The sequence below is a fragment of the Sphingomonas yunnanensis genome (assembly GCF_019898765.1).
In the GTDB taxonomy this organism is placed as follows: Bacteria; Pseudomonadota; Alphaproteobacteria; order Sphingomonadales; family Sphingomonadaceae; genus Sphingomonas; species Sphingomonas yunnanensis.
Window position 1 is genome coordinate 77650 of sequence record NZ_JAIOKB010000003.1, and the last position, 18048, is coordinate 95697.

Below are 18048 nucleotides of genomic sequence, written 5' to 3' on the forward strand. Positions count from 1 at the left end.
GCCGGGGCGCTGTTGGACGCCGCGCGCGCGTTCGTCAAGGGGCGAGCATGCCCGCGGGCTTATGCGGCGCGGGTCGCGGCGGGTGGCGCGTCGGGGCGGCGCACCGCGATCGCCAGCGCGCGCGCCTCGGCCACGGGGAGCGGGTGACCGAAATAGAAGCCCTGGATACTGCCGCAGCCGAGCTCCTGGGCGAGCCGCAGCTCGGCCTCGGTCTCGACTCCCTCGGCGGTGGTGGTCATGCCCATGCTCTGCGCCATCGCGACGACGGCGCGAATGATCGCGATCGCCTCGAGCGTGCCGCGCGACGCCGCCTGGACGAAGCTGCGGTCGATCTTGATCGAGGAGAAGCGGGTGGCGCTCAGATAGCCGAGCGAGGAATAGCCGGTGCCGAAATCGTCGAGGCTGAGCCCGACGCCCAGGTCGAGGATCTGCTTGAGCAGCTTCACCGCGCCGGTGCCCTCGCGCAGGAACACGCTCTCGGTCACCTCCAGCTCGAGCCGGCGTGCGGGCAGGCCGGTGCGCGCCAGCGTGTCGGTGATCACCCCCACGAACTGCGGGTTGTGGAGCTGCTCGGGCGAGACGTTGACCGCGACGCGCACGTCGTCGGGCCAGCCCGCCGCCTCGGCGCAGGCGGTGCGCAGCACCCACTCGCCGATCGGCGCGATCAGCCGCGCTTCCTCGGCGATCGGCACGAACTTGGCCGGCGGGATATCGCCCAGCTCGGGATGGCTCCAGCGCAGCAGCGCCTCGAACCCGCGCACCGCGCCGCTGCGCGAGTCGACCACCGGTTGATAGGCGAGGTGGAGCTCCTCGTTGTCGAGCGCGCGGCGCAGCGCCAGCTCGATCACGCGACGCTCCTCCGCCTCGAGATGCAGTTGCGGCACGTAGGCGTGGTAGACGCCGCCGCCACGGTCCTTCGAGCGGTACAGCGCGAGGTCGGCCGAGCGGATCAGCGTCTCGGCAGTGCGTCCGTCACGCGGCCCGGTGGCGACGCCGACCGAGGCGCCGATGTAGAGCGTGTGCTGGTCCACCTCATAGGGGCGCGACAGCGTCTCGATGATGGTGTGCGCCAGCCGCTCGACCCGAGCGGGGTCGCTCGCGTCGCGTACCACCACCGCGAACTCGTCGCCGCCGAGCCGGCCGATCAGCTCGTTCGCGGTCACCAGCTCGGCGAGCCGCTCCGACACACGGCGCAGCAGGCGGTCGCCGACGGGGTGACCCAGCGTGTCGTTGACCGCCTTGAAGCGGTCGAGATCGATCATCATGAAGGCGCAGCGCGCGCGCCAGCGCTCCGCCTCGCTCAGCGCGCGGGTGAGCTCCTCGTTGACGGAGAGCCGGTTGGGGAGGCCGGTGAGCGCGTCGAAGCGCGCCATACGATTGATCCGCTCGGAGGAGGCGCGCTGCTCGGTTATGTCCGACACCACGCCGCGAAAGCCCGCGAAGCGACCCGTCGGGTCGAGCCGCGGCGCCGCGGCGATCTGCCACCAGCGCGTTTCCCCGCGCACCGTCACCGGCAGCGCGACATCGCTGAACGGCTCGCGCCGTGTCATCTTGTCCGCGATCAGGCGCAGTTCTTCGGAGACGGCCGCTCCTTCCCAGTCGGCGCCGGCGAGCAGTTGGAGCAGCGGCGTGCCCTCGAGCTCCGCCGCGGCGACACCGCAGGCGCGTGCGAACCGCTCGCCCGCACCGACGATCCGGCGCGCGGCGTCGGTCTGCCAGAGCCAGTCCGCGCTCTCCTCAAAGTCGCGCAGCAGGAGCTGCACCGTCGCCTCGCGCTCGCGCAGCGCGCTCTCCGCCGCCCCGATCCGCGCCACCGCGTGCGCGCGCGAGCGCACCAGGGCAGCGAGCAGCAGCGCGAGCGCGACGACGATCGTCGCCGCGACGGGGCGGCCGGCGAGCGCGAACGGCGCGGCCGTCGCGGCGGCGGTCACGGCGACGAAGACCAACGCCGCGCCCGGCAGCGTCGCGAGGGTCAGCGCGGTGGCGGTCATGACGGTGGCGAGCAGGAGGTCGAGCGCGTGCGTCGCGGCCGGATCGCTCGCGGCGGCGAGGTGCAGCGGGACCACGGCCCAGGCGAGCGCCAGCGCGGCAGCGGCGGCGCTCGCGGCGACGAGCGGCAAGGGCGTATCGGGCTCGGCGCGTGCGACGAGCAGGCGGGTGAGCGCCGCCGCCGATACCGCTACCATCGCGGCCCAGCCGATCAACCAGGGCAGCGCCACCGCGTGGCGCAGCAGCGCCGTCGCCGCGCCCGCGCCGAGCAGGTGCGCGGCGAGCAGCGCGGGCGCGAGTCGCCGCGCGGCCGCGCGCTCCGCCGCCACGTCGCGGCGGCCGGCGGTGCGCTCGGCGCGACGACGCAGGCCGAGGCGCGCGCGGATCGGCACGGAGGCCGGCATGGGGGAGGGATCGCGGGTCACGTCCGAGCCTTAGCCACATCGTCGTTGACGAAGCGTTGCTGCCGGCAAGATCATGCCAGCGCATCGGCACCGGATTGCCGGGAACAAGGCACGGGCGGTCAAGCACTTGCCCGCCGAACTCAGGTTGCTGCTCGCGAACGCGTTCAGAATGGACGAAGAGTCATCGCCGCTCACGCGCCGCTGGCGCGGCCGGTTCGCCGCCGGGGCGGCGCCGGCGCGCGCCTCAGGCGGCGAGGTCGTAGGGCTTGATCTCGCCGGCGAGATACAGGTTGCGCGCCTTGGCGCGGCTGAGCTTGCCCGAGCTGGTGCGCGGCAGCGTACGCGGCGGGATCAGCTCCACGACGCAGTTCATACCGGTCACCGAGCGCACGCGGTCGCGGATCTCGTCGCGCAGCCGGAGGCGCTCGACCTCGTCGGAGCTGCGGCACTGCACCAGCACCGCGGGAGTCTCCTCGCCGCCGGGCGTGGTGATCGCGAAGGCGGCGATGTCACCCGCCTTGAAGCCGGGCAGCTGCTCCACCGCCCACTCGATGTCCTGCGGCCAGTGGTTGCGCCCGTTGATGATGATCATGTCCTTGGCGCGGCCGACGATGAAGATGTAGCCGCCGGACATATAACCCATGTCGCCGGTGTCGAGCCAACCGTCGATCAGGCACGCCTCGGTCGCGCCGGGGTCTCGGAAATAGCCGACCATCACGCTCGGCCCGCGGCACCACACTTTGCCGATCGCGCCGTCGGGGAGCGGCGTGCCGTCCTCCTCGCGCACCTCGACCTGCATGTCGCGCACCGGCTTCCCGCAATTGACGATCGCGCGGTAGCGCTGCGGCCGGTCCTCACCGTGCTGCATGCCCGAGAGCTCGGTCTCCTCGACCAGCTCGACGCGGATGCCCTCGCCGGGGGGCATCAGCGAGACCGCCAGCGTCGCCTCGGCGAGGCCGTAGCTCGGGAGGAAGGCGGTCGCCTGGAAGCCGGCGTCGGCGAAGGCGTCGACGAAGGCCTGCATCACGTCGGGCCGGATCATGTCGGCGCCGTTGCCCGCGACGCGCCAGCGCGACAGGTCGAAGCGGTCGGACGCCTTGGTCTGGCTCGAGATGCGGCGCGCGCATATGTCATAGCCGAAGGTCGGCGAGTAGCTCAGCGAGGTGCCCGGATTGCGGCTGATCAAGTCGAGCCACGACAGAGGCCGGCGCGCGAAGTCCTCGGTCTTGAGATAGTCGGTCGAGACCTGGTTGGCGACCGGGGAGAGGAAGCAGCCGACCAGCCCCATATCGTGGTACCATGGCAGCCATGAGACGCAGCGATCGGTCTCGATGATCTGCACGCCGTGCGCGTGCGCGGCGAGGTTGCTCAGCAGCGCGCGATGCGTGATCGCCACCCCGTGCGGGAAACGCGTCGATCCGCTGGAATATTGCAGGTAGCAGACATCGTCCGCTGTGCTCGCGGGCAGCGCCGCCTCGGGATCGGGTTGGGTCGCGAACTCGATCCAGTCGACCCCGCGCACGCCGGACGCCTCGGCCGCGGCACCCGCCATCTGCGCCAGGTCGGGTGGGAAGACGAGCATGACGGGGTCGCAGCTGGCGAGTTGGACGCGGAGCTGGTCGATGTAGGAATCGCGGCCGCCGAACGAGGTCGGCAACGGGAGCGGTACCGGCCAGGCGCCGGCGAGCACTGCGCCGAAGAAGAGCGCGGCGAACTCGGCGCTGGTCTCGGCCACCAGCGCGACGCGGTCGCCCGGCGTGACCCCGGCCGCGATCAGGCGAAAGGCGCAGGCGCGCGCGTCGTCGAGCAGCGCGGTGAAGCCATAAGCGCGCACCAGCGTGCCGCGCGCGTCGTGGAAGTTAAGGCCACGGCCGCCCCGTGCGGCATAGTCGAGCGCCTCGCCCAGCGTCGCGAAATCCGCGAAGCGGCGCGGCAGCGGATCGGCCGTCGGCGTCGGTCGCGTCTGGGGGGCAATCGGGGCGATGTCGGTCGTCATCCTGTGTTCCTGTCGCAGCGGTCACGCCGGTGCAATAGTTAAGCGGTTAAAGGCGTACTTTGGCCGAGCGTTCAAAATCGGCTGTCAGTGTGGCACAAACATGGCCGTGTCGCTCTCCTCTACCACCCGCCGCCGCCCGCCGCCGCTCGACCAGGCGGGGCTCGAACGGCTCGCGCTCCGCTACGTTGAGCGATTCGCGACCACGCGCGGCAAGCTCAGCGCCTATCTCACGCGCAAGATCCGCGAGCGCGGCTGGGAAGGCGAGCCGGCCGATCCGGACGGCGTGGCGGAGCGGATGGCGGCGCTCGGCTACGTCGACGATCGCGGCTTCGCCGAGCAGAAGGGCGCCGCTTTGGGTCGGCGCGGCTATGGCGCGCGCCGCGTCGCCGAGACGCTGCGTGCCGCCGGGCTCGATGCGGCGGATGCGGCCCCCGTCCTGGCGCAGGCGCAGGAGGGCGCGCTGGAGAGCGCGCTGCGGCTCGCCCGGCGCAAGCGGATCGGGCCATTCGCCGAGACACCGGCCGACGCGGCCCAGCGCGCGCGCCAGCTCGGCCAACTGCTGCGGGCCGGTCACGCGCCGCCGTTGGCGCGCCGCATCGTCGAGGCCCGACCCGGCGCGATTCTGGACGAGGAATGAACGATCGACGCTTGCCAAGCCTCATTGTGCAGTGCACCGATAGTGGAGCGTTAACGCTGCAACACGGCGAAGAAGGGGACGACGGCGCGACGTGCGAGACGAGGCTTCCGCGACCGCCGGCGATCCGCACGATCCGGCCGGACTGCCGACGGCTGACGCCGCTTCGGTAGCGGTATCGGGCGTTCTCAAATGGTTCGACGCGACGCGCGGGTTCGGCTTCATCGTCGCGGACGATCCCTCGAAGGGCGATATCCTGCTTCATTTCAGCGTCCTCCAGGCGTTCGGCCGCCGCACCCTGCCCGAGGGGACGCGGGTCAGCGGCACCGCGATTCAGGGGCAGCGCGGCTGGCAGGCGGTGACGATCGCCGAGATCGATCTCAGCGTCGCGTCGGAGTCGATGCGCGACCGCGACCGCGCGCGCGTCGATCCCACCGCGCTCGCCGATGAGGCGGGGGAGTGGGAGGAGGTCACCGTCAAATGGTTCAACCGCATCAAGGGTTATGGCTTCCTGGTCGCACTCGAGCGGCCGGGCGATATCTTCGTCCACATGGAGACGCTGCGCCGTGCCGGGGTCGCGGAGGCGCAGCCCGACCAGCGGCTGCGCGCGCGCATCATCCAGGGACGCAAGGGGCCGCTGGCGGTCGCGGTGGCGGTGATCGAATGAGCCGCGCCGCGCTGCCGCTGATCTTGGGGCTGCTGCTCGCCGCGTGCGGGCGCGGTGTTCCCGACACGGCGCCCTCGGCGTCCCCTTCCGCCATGACCAGTGAGACAGCCAGCCCGCAGCGCCGCACGGTGCCGGTGACGATCCAGAGCGGCGGCAAGCGCCACACCTTCCGCGCCGAGGTCGCCGAGACGGCGGCGCAGCAGGCGCAGGGACTGATGTTCCGCACCGATCTGCAGCCCGACGACGCGATGCTGTTCGCGCCCTATCCCGCCGGCGGGGGCGCGCCACAGGTGGCGGACTTCTGGATGAAGAACACGCCGCTGTCGCTCGACATCCTCTTCATCCGCGCGGACCACAGCATCGCCGCGATCGCGCCGAGCGCGACGCCGCTCTCGGAAGCGAAGGTGAGCTCGGGCGAGCCCGTCGCGGCGGTGCTCGAGCTGGTCGGCGGGCGCGCCGCCGCGCTCGGCATCAGCGTGGGCGATCGAGTGAGCTGGTGACCTTCTAGATCCTCCCCGGCACGGGGAGGGGGACCGCCGGCGAAGCCGGTGGTGGAGGGGGCTTTCCTCGCAGCGCAGCGCCTGCGGAAGCCCCCCTCCACCACGCCCTTCGGGCGCGTGAGGGCTTTGGCGTGCCCTCGACACGCCAAGATCGTGTCCGGGGGACACGATCTCGCCCACACGCCCCCTCCCCGCCAGCGGGGAGGATTAGCTTTACGACACCCGCCAGGCATTGAACCGCGCCCGCGGGCCGGGTAAGCGCGGGTCACCATGGGCATCAACCTCAATCCTTTCACCTGGTGGAACGGCGCCAGCTGGGGCACCATCCTCGGGCTGCGCGGCAAGCGCCAGGTCGGCGAGGACTCGCTCGGCAACACCTATTGGGAAGGTGGCCGTGACACCGCGGGCAACCCGCGCCGCTGGGTGATCTACGCCGGCGCCAACGACGCCAGCCGCGTGCCGCCCGAGTGGTTCAGCTGGCTCCACCACCAGGTCGACGGCACGCCCGACCAGAACCTGCCGCCACCGCGGCAGTGGCAGAAGCCGGCGGTGCCCAATCTCACCGGCACCGCGCTGGCCTATCGCCCGCAGGGCGCGCTGGAGAAGGGCGGCCAGCGCGCCTCGGCCACCGGCGACTATGAGGCGTGGAGCCCCGACGCGTGAGGCGCGGGCTCGCGCTCGGCGGGCTGTTAGTGGTGGCGGCGGCGGCGGCCTGGGCGGGCCTGGGCTGGCGCGGCGCACGCCACGGTGCCTCGCCGGCCGTGAGCACCGCGCTGCCCGCGCCGACGGGTGCGCCCGCACCGCGCGCCTCGGACGAAGTGTCGCTCGACTCGCAGGACGATCCGGTCGACCTCGGCGCCACCCCGATGGCGCAGCGCGTCGCGGTGCTGGGCCTGCTCAACAAGCGCAACGGCATCAGCCGCGACATCACGCTGAAGCCCGGTCAGGCCGTGCGCGCTGGCGACGTGATCGTGCGGCTGCGCGCGTGCGAGCAGACCGCGCCGTGGGAGCCCGAGCCGCTCACCGGCGCCTTCGTCCAGCTCGACGTCCGCGCGGTCGAGGGCGGGTGGCGCCGCGCCTTCTCGGGCTGGCTCTACAAGGAGCGGCCCGCCGCCAACGTGGTGATCCACCCGGTCTACGACGTCTGGACCAAGAGCTGCGCGATGACCTTCCCGGGCACCCCGCCGTCCGCGCCGGCCGCGGCGTCCAAGGCGCCGAAGGCGCCGGCGCCTGCCGCCTCGGCCAGCGCGGCGGGGGATGAGCCCGCCCCCGCCGACGAGGCGGTCGAAGAGAGCGCCGCGCCCAGCAACGTCATGTAGTCGGCGCGCGGCACCTCGATCGCGCCGAGCGAGGCGAGGTGGTCGGTCATGAACTGGCAGTCGAGCAGCGTGAAGCCGCCCGCGCGCAGCCGCGCCACCAGCGCCGCGATCGCCACTTTCGAGGCGTTGGGCACGCGGCTCACCATGCTCTCGCCGAAGAAGGCGCGGCCGAGCGCGAGGCCGTAGAGCCCGCCGACCAGGGTCTCGCCGTCCCAGCACTCGACCGAGTGCGCCAGGCCGAGCCCGTGCAGGCGAACGAACGCCTGCTCGATCGAGGCGTTGATCCAGGTATCGGGACGGTCCTCTGCGCTCTCGGCGCACAAGGCGATGATCGCGGCGAAGGCTTGGTCGGCGGTGACGCGGAAGCGGTCGCCCGCGATCACCTTGCGCAGCGAGCGCGAGAGATGGAACCCGTCGAGCGGCAGGATCGCGCGGCGGCGCGGCTCGACCCAATAGACCTCCTCGGCGTCGCGGCTGTCCGCCATCGGGAAGACCCCGACCGAATAGGCGCCCAGCAGCAGCGACGGGTCGAGCGGCTCGCTCAAGCGCAGCGCTGCTCCACGATGCGCCACAGCTGCGCGAAGGCCTTGGCCGCGACGCTGTTCGGGGCGGCGACGCCGACCGGCAGCCGCTTGGCGGTGGCCGCCTCGATCGCGCTGGCGGCGGGGAGGGCGGGCCAGTCGGCGTGCTGCCCTACCGCGGCGACGTGGAGCGCGCGGCGGCGATCGACCATGTTGTGGACCGGCAGGATCGCGACCTGGCCGCCGAACTGGCGCTCGATCGTGGCGTAGGCGCGCTGCGAGAAGGCCGAGGGCACCACCGGCACCACGATCAGGTCGGCGGCGCGCGCGACCTGGTCGGCGGTCTCGGTCAGCCCGGGTGGGCAGTCGAGGATGACATGGTCGTGGTCGCCCAGGTCGGCGATCAGCCTGCGCAGCCGCTTCTTCTTGTCGAGCTCGCGAAACAGGTGGTTGAGGTCGCGCAGCGAGGCGTCGGCGGGCAGCAGCTCGAGCCGGTCGAAGCGCGTGCGCGTGATCAGTCGCTCGGGATCCACGTCGCGCGAGAACAAGGCCTGCGCCCGGTCGTGCGCGGCGCCCTCGCCGAGCACCCAGCTCGAGGCGGCCTGGGGATCGAGGTCCCATAGCAAGGTGCGTCGCGCCGACAGCGTGGCCGCGCACCAGGCGAGATTGACCGCCAGCGTCGACTTACCGACGCCGCCCTTCAGGCTGTAGATCGCGATGGTTGCCATAAGCGTCGGACGCTAGGGGCGGCCGCGACGTGCGGCAAGGATTGATCGAGGTGAGGCGCCGGCGCTCTCCGCGAGACGCGCCGGCGCGATTCAGCTCAGGCGTGGCAGGAGAGTGCGCCCTTGCCGGGGCGGGTGAGAGTGACCTCGGTCGGCGTGCCGGTCAGCTTCCAGCCGCCGTCGGCGCTCAGCGGCGCCTCGCCGCCCTCGCCCTTCAGCATCGTCGGCGTGCCGTTCTTCTCGGTGCGCACCACCGCCTGCTTGTCGCCGGTGAAGAAGGTCACGTAGACGAGGCTGCCGTCCTTGCAGCGCATCGTCTTGTCCGCCTTGATCGCGGGCGGCAGCTCGACGGGCGCGGCGTTGGCCAGCTGCGACGCCATCGGATCGGGGTTGGAATCGAGAACCTGCTTGGACGGCTCGGAATTACACGCTGCGAGCGCGAACAAGGAGGCGGCGAGGGGGAGGAAAGCGAGCTTTTGCATAGGTCCGCACGCTTCGCGCATGCGGAAAAGGTCGTCAACCCTGTCATACTAAAGTCATTATATCATCGACCCATTTCGGTAGCGCTCACTCGTGAAATTCGGACAGCTCGGGGATTCGCCCGAACGCGATCTTCGAGCCGACGCGATCGATCCGCCCGCCGCCCAGCGGGCCGACCGACACGGCGTTGCGCCCGAACCGCTCGTTGATCCGGTCCATCGCGCGGCTCAGCGCCAGCGTGCGGGTCTCGCGCGCGAGCGGGTCGTCGGGGTCCAGCGCGGCGAACAGCGAGCCCTGTTCACCCGCGACCGGCTCGATCTCGGCCAACGTCACACCGATCATGCGGCAGCCGCTGCGATGCGCCGCGCCCGCCGCGCGCAGCCGCGGGAAGAGCGAGTCGAGCCGCGCCAGCACCACGAAACTGTCCTGCGTCGCCGGCAGCTTGACGCTCGCGCGCCACTTGCTCTTGTCGTCCTCGAAGCGCGCGTGGAGCACCAGCAGCCGCGCGCGATAGCCTTTGCGACGCAGCCGGCTGGCGGCCTTGAGCGCGAGCCGCCGCGCGGTCAGCCGCACCGACTCATAGTCGCGGTGGCGCGGGGAGAGCACGTGGCTGTGCCCGATCGTGCGGCTCTGCGTGGCCTTCTCGGGCAGGTCGACGCCGTGGAGCAGGTACCAAAGCCGGTCGCCATCACTGCCGCCCCAGGCCTGGCCGGCGTCGCGCGGGCGGCGCGCGAGCAGCTGGCGGATGTCGTTGACACCGTCGCGCGCCAGCCGTCGCTCCATGTTGGGACCGATCCCGGCGATGTCGCGCAGCTTGAGCGGGTACAATGCCTCGGGCAGCGAGTCCGCCTCGAACACCACCAGCCCGTCGGGTTTCTGCAGATCGGACGCGAGCTTGGCGAGCAGGCGGTTGGGCGCGAGCCCGATCGAGCAGGTGAGAACATCGCCCACCGCGGCGGCGAGCCCGCGCTTGATCCGCCCGGCCAGCGCCATCGCGGCGTCGCGGCCATTCTCATTGTCGAGCAGCCGGCACGCCACCTCGTCGATCGAGCAGACCCGCGTCACCGGCACGTGGCGCTCGACCTCGGCGACGATGCGGTGGTGATAGGCGACGTAGAGCTCGTGCCGCGCCGGCGTGACGACCAGGTCGCGGCACTTGCGCTTCGCCTCCCACACCGGCGTGCCGGTCGAGATGCCGTACCGCTTGGCCTCGCGCGACGCCGCGATCGCGACGGTGGTGTCGCTGCCGACCGGCGCGACGATCACCGGCCGCCCGCGCAGCGCGGGCTGCACCTGCTGCTCGACGCTGGCGAAATAGCTGTTCAGGTCGAGGAACAGCCAGCGCAGCGGTCGTGGGGGAAGGGTGAGATCGGCGCTGGGCACCGGCGGGCGACTCGCGAGAGGGAACGGATGAGGAACATGGCAGGTCGGAGGCGGTTTGGCGAGACCGCGGACCGCCGTGGCACGATCCGGCGATCGGGCGATGACGCCCGCCGCAGAGCGCGCTAGACCGGCGCCGCACCGCCCCATGCGCCGGACCGGACCGGCGATCGCCGCGGGCAGGGACGGTGGCTCTGTGGCACGGTATCACTCGCTCACCGCCGCGTTCGTCGCCGCCGTCATGATGACGGCCACCGGACAGGCGTCTGAGCGTGCCGATCCACGGGGGGCCACGCCGCTTCCGAAGGATGAGCGCGCCGGCCTCTGGCAGCCGAGCGACGGCGGCGAGCAGATCCCGCTCTGGCCCGCCACGATCCCGCTCGCCAAACCCGACAGCGGCGATCGTCCGGAAGGTACCGGCAACGGCACCGCGCTGGTCGGCGGGCGCCGCTGGCACTGGGCGAGCTATGTCACGCGGCCGACGATGACGCTGTACCGGCCCCGGGGGTCGAACAGCGGGACCGCGTTGCTGGTGCTGCCGGGCGGCGGCTTCGAGGTGGTCGCGATGGACCTCGAGGGCACCGAGATCTGCGCCTGGGCGGTCCGCCAGGGCATGACCTGCGCGGTGCTCAAATATCGCGTCCCGCAGGTCTGGCCGCGCGTGGCCGGGCAGCAGCGCCGCCCCGACGTGCTGCTCGGGCTCGAGGACGCGCAGCGCGCGATGAGCATCCTGCGCCAGCGCGCGGCGGCCTATGGCATCGATCCGCACAGGGTCGGCGCGGTCGGCTTCTCCGCCGGCGCGTATATCGCCGCCAACATGAGCAACACCGAGGCGCGCAGCTACGCGCCGACCGACGCCGCCGACGGCGCGTCGTCGCGCCCCGATTTCGCGGTGATCGCCTATACCGCGCGCATGCTCGACAACGGCAAGGGCCGGAACAATCTCGAGCTGCGGCCGTGGGTCACGATCAGCCCTCAGGCATCGCCGACGCTGATCCTCCACGCCATGGACGATCCGACCGACAACATCCGGCAGCCGCTCGCCTATGCACTAGCGCTCAATGACGCGGGCGTGCCGGTCGACCTGCGCGTCTACGCCAAGGGAGGGCACGCCTTCGGGCTGCGCCCGACGGCGGCGCCCGTGACGACGCAATGGCCCGGACAGGTGCGGCAGTGGCTGCACGATCGCGGCATGCTATGATCCGCACGCCGCACTGATCGGAGCCCGCCCGTGACACCGCGCACCTTCGCCGATTTCTGGCCTTATTACCTTCGCGAGCACGCGCGCCCGGCCACGCGCGCGCTCCACTACGCCGGCACCGCGCTCAGCTTCGCCGTCGCCGCGCCGGCGCTGGCGTTCGGCGGCTGGTGGTGGGCCGCGGTCCCGGCCGCGGGCTATGCCTTTGCCTGGGGTGCGCATCTCACGGTCGAGCGCAACCGCCCGGCGACCTTCCGCCAGCCGCTCTGGTCGCTGGTCGCCGATTACCGCATGTTCTTCCTGTGGTTAGTCGGCCGCCTCGCGCCGCACCTCGCCAAGGCCGGGGTCGCGTCGCGATAGATCTGCTCGCTTGCGCATTGCCCTCGGGCTGCGCATCTACCGCGCCATGCATATTACAAGCGACACGCTCGCGCTGATCGGCAACACGCCGCTCGTTCGGCTCAAGGGCCCGAGCGAGGCGACCGGCTGCGACATCTTCGGCAAGTGCGAGTTCACCAACCCGGGCGCGAGCGTCAAGGACCGCGCCGCTTTGTTCATCGTCGAGGACGCCGAGGCGCGCGGGCAGCTCCAGCCCGGCGGCACGATCGTCGAGGGGACCGCGGGTAACACCGGCATCGGGCTGGCGCTGGTCGCCAACGCCAAGGGCTATCGCACGATCATCGTGATGCCCGACACCCAGTCGAAGGAGAAGATGGACACGCTGCGCGCGCTCGGCGCCGAGCTGGTGACCGTCCCCGCCGCGCCCTATTCGAGCCAATATCATTTCGTCCACACCTCCCGCCGCATCGCCGAGGAGACGCCCGGCGCGATCTGGGCCAACCAGTTCGACAATATCGCGAACCGCCGCGCGCATATCGTCGGCACCGCCGAGGAGATCTGGGCGCAGATGGAGGGCCGGATCGACGGCTTCACCTGCGCGGTCGGCACCGGCGGCACCTTTGCCGGCGTGGGGCTGGGGCTCAAGGCCAAGGACGAGCGCGTCTGCATCGCGCTGAGCGACCCGCATGGCGCCGCGCTGTACGACTATTACGCCTGCGGTGAGCTGCGCTCGGAGGGCTCGTCGGTCGCCGAGGGGATCGGGCAGGGACGCATCACCGCCAATCTCGAGGGCGCGCCCGTCGACGCGCAGTTCCGCATCGCCGATCAGGAAGGCTTCGACTGGACCGAGCGGCTGCTGGCGGAGGAGGGGCTGTGCCTCGGCTTGTCGTCGGGGATCAACGTCGCCGGCGCGGTGCGCCTCGCGCGGCAGCTCGGGCCGGGCAAAAGGATCGCGACGATCCTGTGCGACACCGGCTTCCGCTATCTCTCGACGCTCTATGACCCGGCGTGGCTGGCGTCGAAGGGCCTGGTACGGCAGCGCCGTGACGGGTCGTGATCGACAGCGCCGCGACGATCGGTTAACGTCGCACGACGAGATGAAGGTTTCGCAGCGAAAGAAGGTGGCGGTCGAGCGCCAGCAGTCCGAACAGGCGCGGCAGCGCGTGCGGGTCGGCATGGTCGGGCTCGCCATGGTGGTATTGCTGATCGGCGTGGCGAGCGCGATCTTCTCGACGGTCGATCGGGAGCGCCCGGTCGCGGTCGCGGGCGCGGCGCAGCCCGCGGTCGTGGTCAACATGAGCGTGCCGGGTCCGATCCCCACCGTCACGCCGACCAACGAGCCGCTCGCCGAGCTCGGCGTCACCCCCAGCGCCGCCAACACCCCGCCGGCCGAGAAGCCCGCGCCGCACGCGCAGTGACGGACGGCGCGCCCGGCTGGGGGCGGCGGGAAGGAGCACGCGGAGGTGCGTCCCATCGGCTACCTTCAGCCGGGGTGATGCGGTCTGGCGCCACGCGCGATCGTCATGCCGGCTTGACCCGTCATCCATGGTGTCGCGAGTCCGACGATCATTGTGTCCGCGGCACGATAGATCCCGGCTCATGGCTGTGACGGCGGTCGTAGCGGGGGTGGCATCGTCGTCGGCGCGAGCGCCGTCTCGTGCCGGGAGGTGGGGCCATTCGCCGGTCGCCGCTCGCGAGCCGATGCACCTCGAAGCTGCTCTCGATCCCATCCTTATGACGTCCGTCTCCCGCCTTCTTGGATTCGTCCGGGGAGAAGCGGGGAAAGCCTGCCGCCACGCCTTCTCCGCGCCGATTCTTGGCAGCGCGAGCGCCCGCTCGCGCCCGCCGCCTCCATCGTAGCGCGCGGATCAGCCGAGAAAATCCGGTGTTTCCCCGGCTGTCCCCGAATATCCCTTCTCATCCCCGGGTAACCCTGATAGGTGTCGAGCACGACATTGGGGGCAGGACCACTGTTGTTTGCTGACAGCAACGTCGGCGGGCGGTGATGGCCGCTTGCCGAAACAGGAGGTCGTGCGCTCCGGGTGTGAGGTGGGCGTGACGGACAGGGTGGACTACCAGGGAAAGGGACTCGGTCTTGTCGACGACAAGGGCCGGGTCGCGATTCCCAACACCCTCCGCGCGATGCTCGCCAAGAACGCCCCTCGCGACGACGGCAAGGACGGCGGTACCGTCATCATCGCCCCGCATCCCGAGCACCGCTGCCTGATCGCCTACGATCCCGGCTTCGTGCCGTTCTGGAAGTCCCGGCTGGAGGCGCTCGACGCCGCGCAGTTCGAGCGCACCGGCAAGGTCGATTACAACATCCTCGATCGCGCCGGCGGCGCCGAGCCGCTGCCGTTCGACGGCTCGGGCCGCTTCATCATGCCCGCGTTCGAGCGCCGCTACGCGCGCATCGCGGGCGCGGCGGTGTTCCTCGGCGCGTTCAACTGGATCACGATCTGGGCGCCCAACATCCTGCTCGAGACCCCGGACATCGATCCGTTCCTCAAGGAATATGTCGAGTTCACCTGCGAGGAAAAGGGGATCGCGCTATGATGAGCGAGACCGCCCCGACGACCGGCCTGCCCCCCGGTCACGCCGTGGCGCCGCACGTGCCCGTGCTGCTCGCGCCCGTGCTCGCCGCGCTCGCCCCCGCCCCCGGTGAGCGCCACGTCGACGCGACCTTCGGCGCCGGCGGCTACACGCGCGCCCTGCTCGACGCGGGTGCCGAGGTGATCGCGTTCGACCGCGACCCCGACGCGGTTGCGACCGGGCGCGCGCTCGCGGCCGACGCGCCGCGGCTGACGATGGTCGCCGCCACCTTCTCGGCGCTCGCCGAGGAGCTGGAGACGCGCGGCCTCGCGCCGGTCGACGGCGTGACGATGGACATCGGCGTCTCCTCGATGCAGCTCGACCGGCCCGAGCGCGGCTTCTCCTTCCAGGGCGACGGCCCGCTCGACATGCGGATGAGCCAGGAAGGCCCGTCCGCCGCCGACTTCCTCAACACCGCCGACGAGGAGGCGATCGCCGACGTGCTCTACCGCTACGGCGAGGAGCCCAAGTCGCGCCGGATCGCGCGCGCGGTGGTGGCGGCCCGCCCGCTGACCACGACCGCGCAGTTCGCCTCCGTGGTGCGCCGCGCGCTCGGTCATCGTCCGCACGACAAGAAGGACCCCGCGACGCGGGCCTTCCAGGCGGTGCGGATCCACGTCAACGGCGAGCTGGACGAGCTGGAGCGCGGCCTCGCCGCGGCGGAGCGCGTGCTGCGCCCCGGCGGCCGGCTCGCGGTGGTGAGTTTCCACTCGCTCGAGGACCGCATCGTCAAGCGCTTCCTGCGCGATCGCGCGGGCGCGGCACCGGGCGGCTCGCGCCACCTGCCGGCGGCGGCGCCGCCGCGCGCGGCGACCTTCGAGATGATCGGGCGCGCGCAGCGCGCCGACGAGACCGAGCTGGCGGCGAACCCGCGCGCCCGCTCGGCGACATTACGCGCGGCACGGCGGACGGCGGCGACGGCTTGGGTAGGGGAGGCGTGAGGATGGCGGCGGTATATCGGTTGAAGGGGCTGGGCTGGCTCACCAGCTGCGCGATGGTCGCGATCGGCTTCTACCTCGTCTCCTCGCAGGTGGCGGCCGAGCGCAAGCGCGTGGAGCAGCTCGACCGCAAGATCGTCGGCGCGGAGCGCGACATCCGCGCGCTCGAGACCGAGTTCGACGTGCGCGCCAACCTCGCCCAGCTCGAGCGCTGGAACGGCGACACGCTGGCGCTGACGGTGCCGACCGCGGCGCAGTTCGTCCGCGACGAGGCCGCGCTCGCCTCCCTGTCGCCCAACCAGCCGGTGCCCGCGCCGCTGCCGGGCGCCGCCGCGCCGGTGCAGACCGCGCAGCTGATCGTCCCCGCCGCCGCGACCGCCGTCACCGCCTCTGCCGCTCCCGCTCCCGCCGCTCCCGCCACCGTCCGGACCGCGGCCGCCGCGCCGGTCACGACAGTGAAGGTCGCGGCGGCCAAGCCGGTCGCCGCTGCCCGCCTGACCCCGGCGGTGGTGGCGGCGGCCGCACCTGGCCCGAACGCCCCCGCCACACGCGCCGCGAAGGTGGCGATGCTCGATCGCGCGCTGCTGAGCGAGACCACCGTCGGCGACCTGCTCAGCCGCGCCCGCACCGAGCGCGGTCGCCTGCGGTGACTGCCCTCGTCGCCCGTCCGGTCCGCGGCGTGCGCGCGGGCGACCAGCGCCAGCAGCTGCTCGCCACGCAGCACCTGCGGCTGATGGTGCTGATGCTGCTGTTCGTCGCGGGCGTGCTGGTGGTGATCGGGCGGCTGACGCTGCTCGGCGTCGTCGCGGGCAGCGAACGCGGCGCCAGCGTCGCGGCGGCGGTGCCGCGCGGCGACATCGTCGATCGCAACGGCGCCCCGCTCGCGCGCACGATCGACGCCTGGACGATCGGCGTCCATCCCAAGAAGCTGATCGGCGACCCGTCCGAGGTCGCGCGCAAGCTCGCCGAGCTGATGCCCGAGAAGGGCGACCAGTCCTGGTTCTACGCGCAGATCACCAAGCCGGTGAGCTTCACCTATCTGCAGCGCCGCGCCAGCCCTGCGCTGGTCGAGGCGGTGAACGCGATCGGCGAGCCCGGCATCGTGTTCGAGCGCGAGACGCAGCGGCTCTACCCGCAGAGCACGCTGGCCGCGCACGCGCTGGGCTTCATCAGCGGCGGCCATGGCATGAGCGGGATCGAGCGCGCGCTCGACGAGCGCCTCACCAACCCGGCCACGATCGGCCAGCCGGTCGCGCTGTCGCTCGACACCCGTGTCCAGGCCGCGCTGGAGAGCGAGCTCGGACGCGCGATGACCACCTTCTCTGCACGAGGGGGGGGCGGCATCGTGCTCGACGTCCACACCGGGGAGGTGCTGGCGATGGTATCGCTGCCGACCTTCAACCCCAACCGCGTCGGCATGTCGGGCACCGACCAGCTGCGCAACCTGACCACGCAGAGCGTGTTCGAGCTCGGCTCGACCTTCAAACCGATCACCATGGCGACCGCGATCGACACCGGCGTGGTCACCTCGATGAACGCGCGCTTCGACGCCACCCACCCGCTCCAGGTCGGCCGCTACACGATCCACGACGAGCGCGGTGACCCGAAGCGCTGGCTCAATATGGCGGAGACGCTGATCTACTCGTCGAACGTCGCCACCGCGCGCGTCGCCGATGAGGTAGGACAGCAGCGGATGGAAACGATGTTCCGCAAGCTGGGGTTCGATACCCGCCCGGACATCGAGATCCGCGAGAAGGGCCGGCCGCTGTGGCCGCGATACTGGGCGCGCACGACGACGATGACGACGGCCTTCGGCCACGGCATCGCGGTGACCCCGCTTCATCTCGCCAACGCTTATGCCGCGCTGGTCAACGGCGGCACGTGGCGCCCCGCGACCTTGCTCAAGCTGCAGCCCGGCCACGCACCGGTCGGTCGCCGCGTGATCAGCGAGGCGACCAGCGCGCGGATGCGGCAGATGCTGCGGCTGGTCGTGATGCGCGGCACCGGGCGCAAGGGCGACGCACCGGGATATCGCGTCGGCGGCAAGACGGGGACCGCGGAGGCGGCGGTGGCGGGCGGCTACGACCGGTCGCGCAACGTCGCCACCTTCGTCGCGGCCTTTCCGATGGATGAGCCGCGCTACGTCGTGCTGGCGATGCTCGACTCGCCGCAGGGCACCAAGGAGACGGGCGGGTGGAAGACCGCGGCGTGGAACGCCGCCCCGGTCGTGGGGCGCACGATCGCGCGGGTCGGCTCCCTGCTCGGCGTGATGCCCGACGACCATCGCGACGTGGACGTCTCGGACATCCTGCCGACATTGTGGCAGGGCGACGATGCGCCCAAGAGCGGCGGCCAGTGAGGCGCGC

The 18048-nt window shown here is 71.8% G+C and carries 18 protein-coding genes and 1 pseudogene; 13 read left to right on the forward strand and 6 right to left on the reverse strand.

Annotated features, from left to right (window positions below):
- Nucleotides 1-59: 59 nt before the first annotated feature.
- Nucleotides 60-2393 (reverse strand): putative bifunctional diguanylate cyclase/phosphodiesterase, encoded by a 2334-nt coding sequence (locus K7957_RS10045; RefSeq protein WP_223012235.1) that lies wholly within the window; start codon nt 2391-2393, stop codon nt 60-62.
- A gap of 244 nt (nt 2394-2637) precedes the next feature.
- Nucleotides 2638-4389, reverse strand: coding sequence for a fatty acyl-AMP ligase (locus tag K7957_RS10050; RefSeq protein WP_223011871.1), 1752 nt, complete (start codon nt 4387-4389; stop codon nt 2638-2640).
- On the opposite strand from K7957_RS10050, the gene K7957_RS10055 reads away from it, so the two are divergent.
- The 5 genes and pseudogenes from K7957_RS10055 to K7957_RS20375 form a co-directional block, all read left to right on the forward strand.
- Nucleotides 4376-5026, forward strand: coding sequence for a regulatory protein RecX (locus K7957_RS10055; protein ID WP_425517196.1), 651 nt, complete (start codon nt 4376-4378; stop codon nt 5024-5026). The two genes, K7957_RS10050 and K7957_RS10055, sit on opposite strands and share 14 nt — an antisense overlap.
- A 91-nt stretch (nt 5027-5117) precedes the next feature.
- A complete protein-coding gene (locus tag K7957_RS10060; RefSeq protein WP_343228368.1) occupies nt 5118-5690 on the forward strand; it encodes a cold-shock protein in 573 nt (190 codons plus the stop codon).
- Nucleotides 5687-6190 carry a DUF192 domain-containing protein gene (locus tag K7957_RS10065; RefSeq protein WP_223011872.1) on the forward strand — a complete coding sequence of 168 codons (504 nt, stop codon included), beginning with the start codon at nt 5687-5689 and terminating at the stop codon, nt 6188-6190. The genes K7957_RS10060 and K7957_RS10065 overlap by 4 nt, the downstream gene beginning before the upstream one ends.
- A 270-nt stretch (nt 6191-6460) precedes the next feature.
- Nucleotides 6461-6853 carry an NADH:ubiquinone oxidoreductase subunit NDUFA12 gene (locus K7957_RS10070; RefSeq protein WP_223011873.1) on the forward strand — a complete coding sequence of 131 codons (393 nt, stop codon included), beginning with the start codon at nt 6461-6463 and terminating at the stop codon, nt 6851-6853.
- Between the two features lie 203 nt (nt 6854-7056).
- Nucleotides 7057-7290: pseudogene (locus K7957_RS20375) on the forward strand (DUF2155 domain-containing protein); the annotation flags it as partial.
- Nucleotides 7291-7325: 35 nt separating this feature from the next.
- On the opposite strand, the gene aat reads toward K7957_RS20375, so the two are convergent.
- From aat to K7957_RS10095, 4 genes are all read right to left on the reverse strand, one after another.
- Nucleotides 7326-8054, reverse strand: a complete 729-nt coding sequence (aat, locus tag K7957_RS10080; RefSeq protein ID WP_223011874.1) for a leucyl/phenylalanyl-tRNA--protein transferase — start codon at nt 8052-8054, stop codon at nt 7326-7328.
- Nucleotides 8051-8758 carry a ParA family protein gene (locus K7957_RS10085; protein ID WP_223011875.1) on the reverse strand — a complete coding sequence of 236 codons (708 nt, stop codon included), beginning with the start codon at nt 8756-8758 and terminating at the stop codon, nt 8051-8053. The genes aat and K7957_RS10085 overlap by 4 nt, the downstream gene beginning before the upstream one ends.
- Before the next feature lie 95 nt (nt 8759-8853).
- Nucleotides 8854-9237: a hypothetical protein gene (locus K7957_RS10090; protein ID WP_223011876.1), complete on the reverse strand. Its 384-nt coding sequence runs from the start codon at nt 9235-9237 to the stop codon at nt 8854-8856.
- Nucleotides 9238-9322: 85 nt separating this feature from the next.
- On the reverse strand, nt 9323-10618 hold the full coding sequence (locus K7957_RS10095) for a Y-family DNA polymerase (protein WP_343228369.1): 1296 nt from the start codon (nt 10616-10618) through the stop codon (nt 9323-9325).
- A gap of 193 nt (nt 10619-10811) precedes the next feature.
- On the opposite strand from K7957_RS10095, the gene K7957_RS10100 reads away from it, so the two are divergent.
- From K7957_RS10100 to K7957_RS10135, 8 genes are all read left to right on the forward strand, one after another.
- The gene (locus K7957_RS10100; protein ID WP_343228370.1) at nt 10812-11816 is read left to right on the forward strand and encodes an alpha/beta hydrolase; all 1005 of its coding nucleotides are present in this window, start codon (nt 10812-10814) and stop codon (nt 11814-11816) included.
- 30 nt (nt 11817-11846) lie between these two features.
- Nucleotides 11847-12173, forward strand: coding sequence for an Mpo1-like protein (locus K7957_RS10105; protein WP_223011878.1), 327 nt, complete (start codon nt 11847-11849; stop codon nt 12171-12173).
- 46 nt (nt 12174-12219) lie between these two features.
- Nucleotides 12220-13209: a cysteine synthase A gene (locus K7957_RS10110; protein WP_223012239.1), complete on the forward strand. Its 990-nt coding sequence runs from the start codon at nt 12220-12222 to the stop codon at nt 13207-13209.
- A 40-nt stretch (nt 13210-13249) separates the two neighbouring features.
- Nucleotides 13250-13570 carry a hypothetical protein gene (locus K7957_RS10115; protein ID WP_246616954.1) on the forward strand — a complete coding sequence of 107 codons (321 nt, stop codon included), beginning with the start codon at nt 13250-13252 and terminating at the stop codon, nt 13568-13570.
- A gap of 559 nt (nt 13571-14129) precedes the next feature.
- A complete protein-coding gene (locus tag K7957_RS10120) occupies nt 14130-14708 on the forward strand; it encodes a division/cell wall cluster transcriptional repressor MraZ (protein ID WP_343228371.1) in 579 nt (192 codons plus the stop codon).
- Nucleotides 14708-15685, forward strand: a complete 978-nt coding sequence (gene rsmH, locus K7957_RS10125) for a 16S rRNA (cytosine(1402)-N(4))-methyltransferase RsmH (protein WP_223011879.1) — start codon at nt 14708-14710, stop codon at nt 15683-15685. The genes K7957_RS10120 and rsmH overlap by 1 nt, the downstream gene beginning before the upstream one ends.
- Before the next feature lie 2 nt (nt 15686-15687).
- The gene (locus tag K7957_RS10130; protein WP_223011880.1) at nt 15688-16332 is read left to right on the forward strand and encodes a hypothetical protein; all 645 of its coding nucleotides are present in this window, start codon (nt 15688-15690) and stop codon (nt 16330-16332) included.
- On the forward strand, nt 16329-18041 hold the full coding sequence (locus tag K7957_RS10135) for a peptidoglycan D,D-transpeptidase FtsI family protein (RefSeq protein ID WP_223011881.1): 1713 nt from the start codon (nt 16329-16331) through the stop codon (nt 18039-18041). Before K7957_RS10130 ends, K7957_RS10135 begins: the two co-directional genes overlap by 4 nt.
- Nucleotides 18042-18048 lie beyond the last annotated feature (7 nt).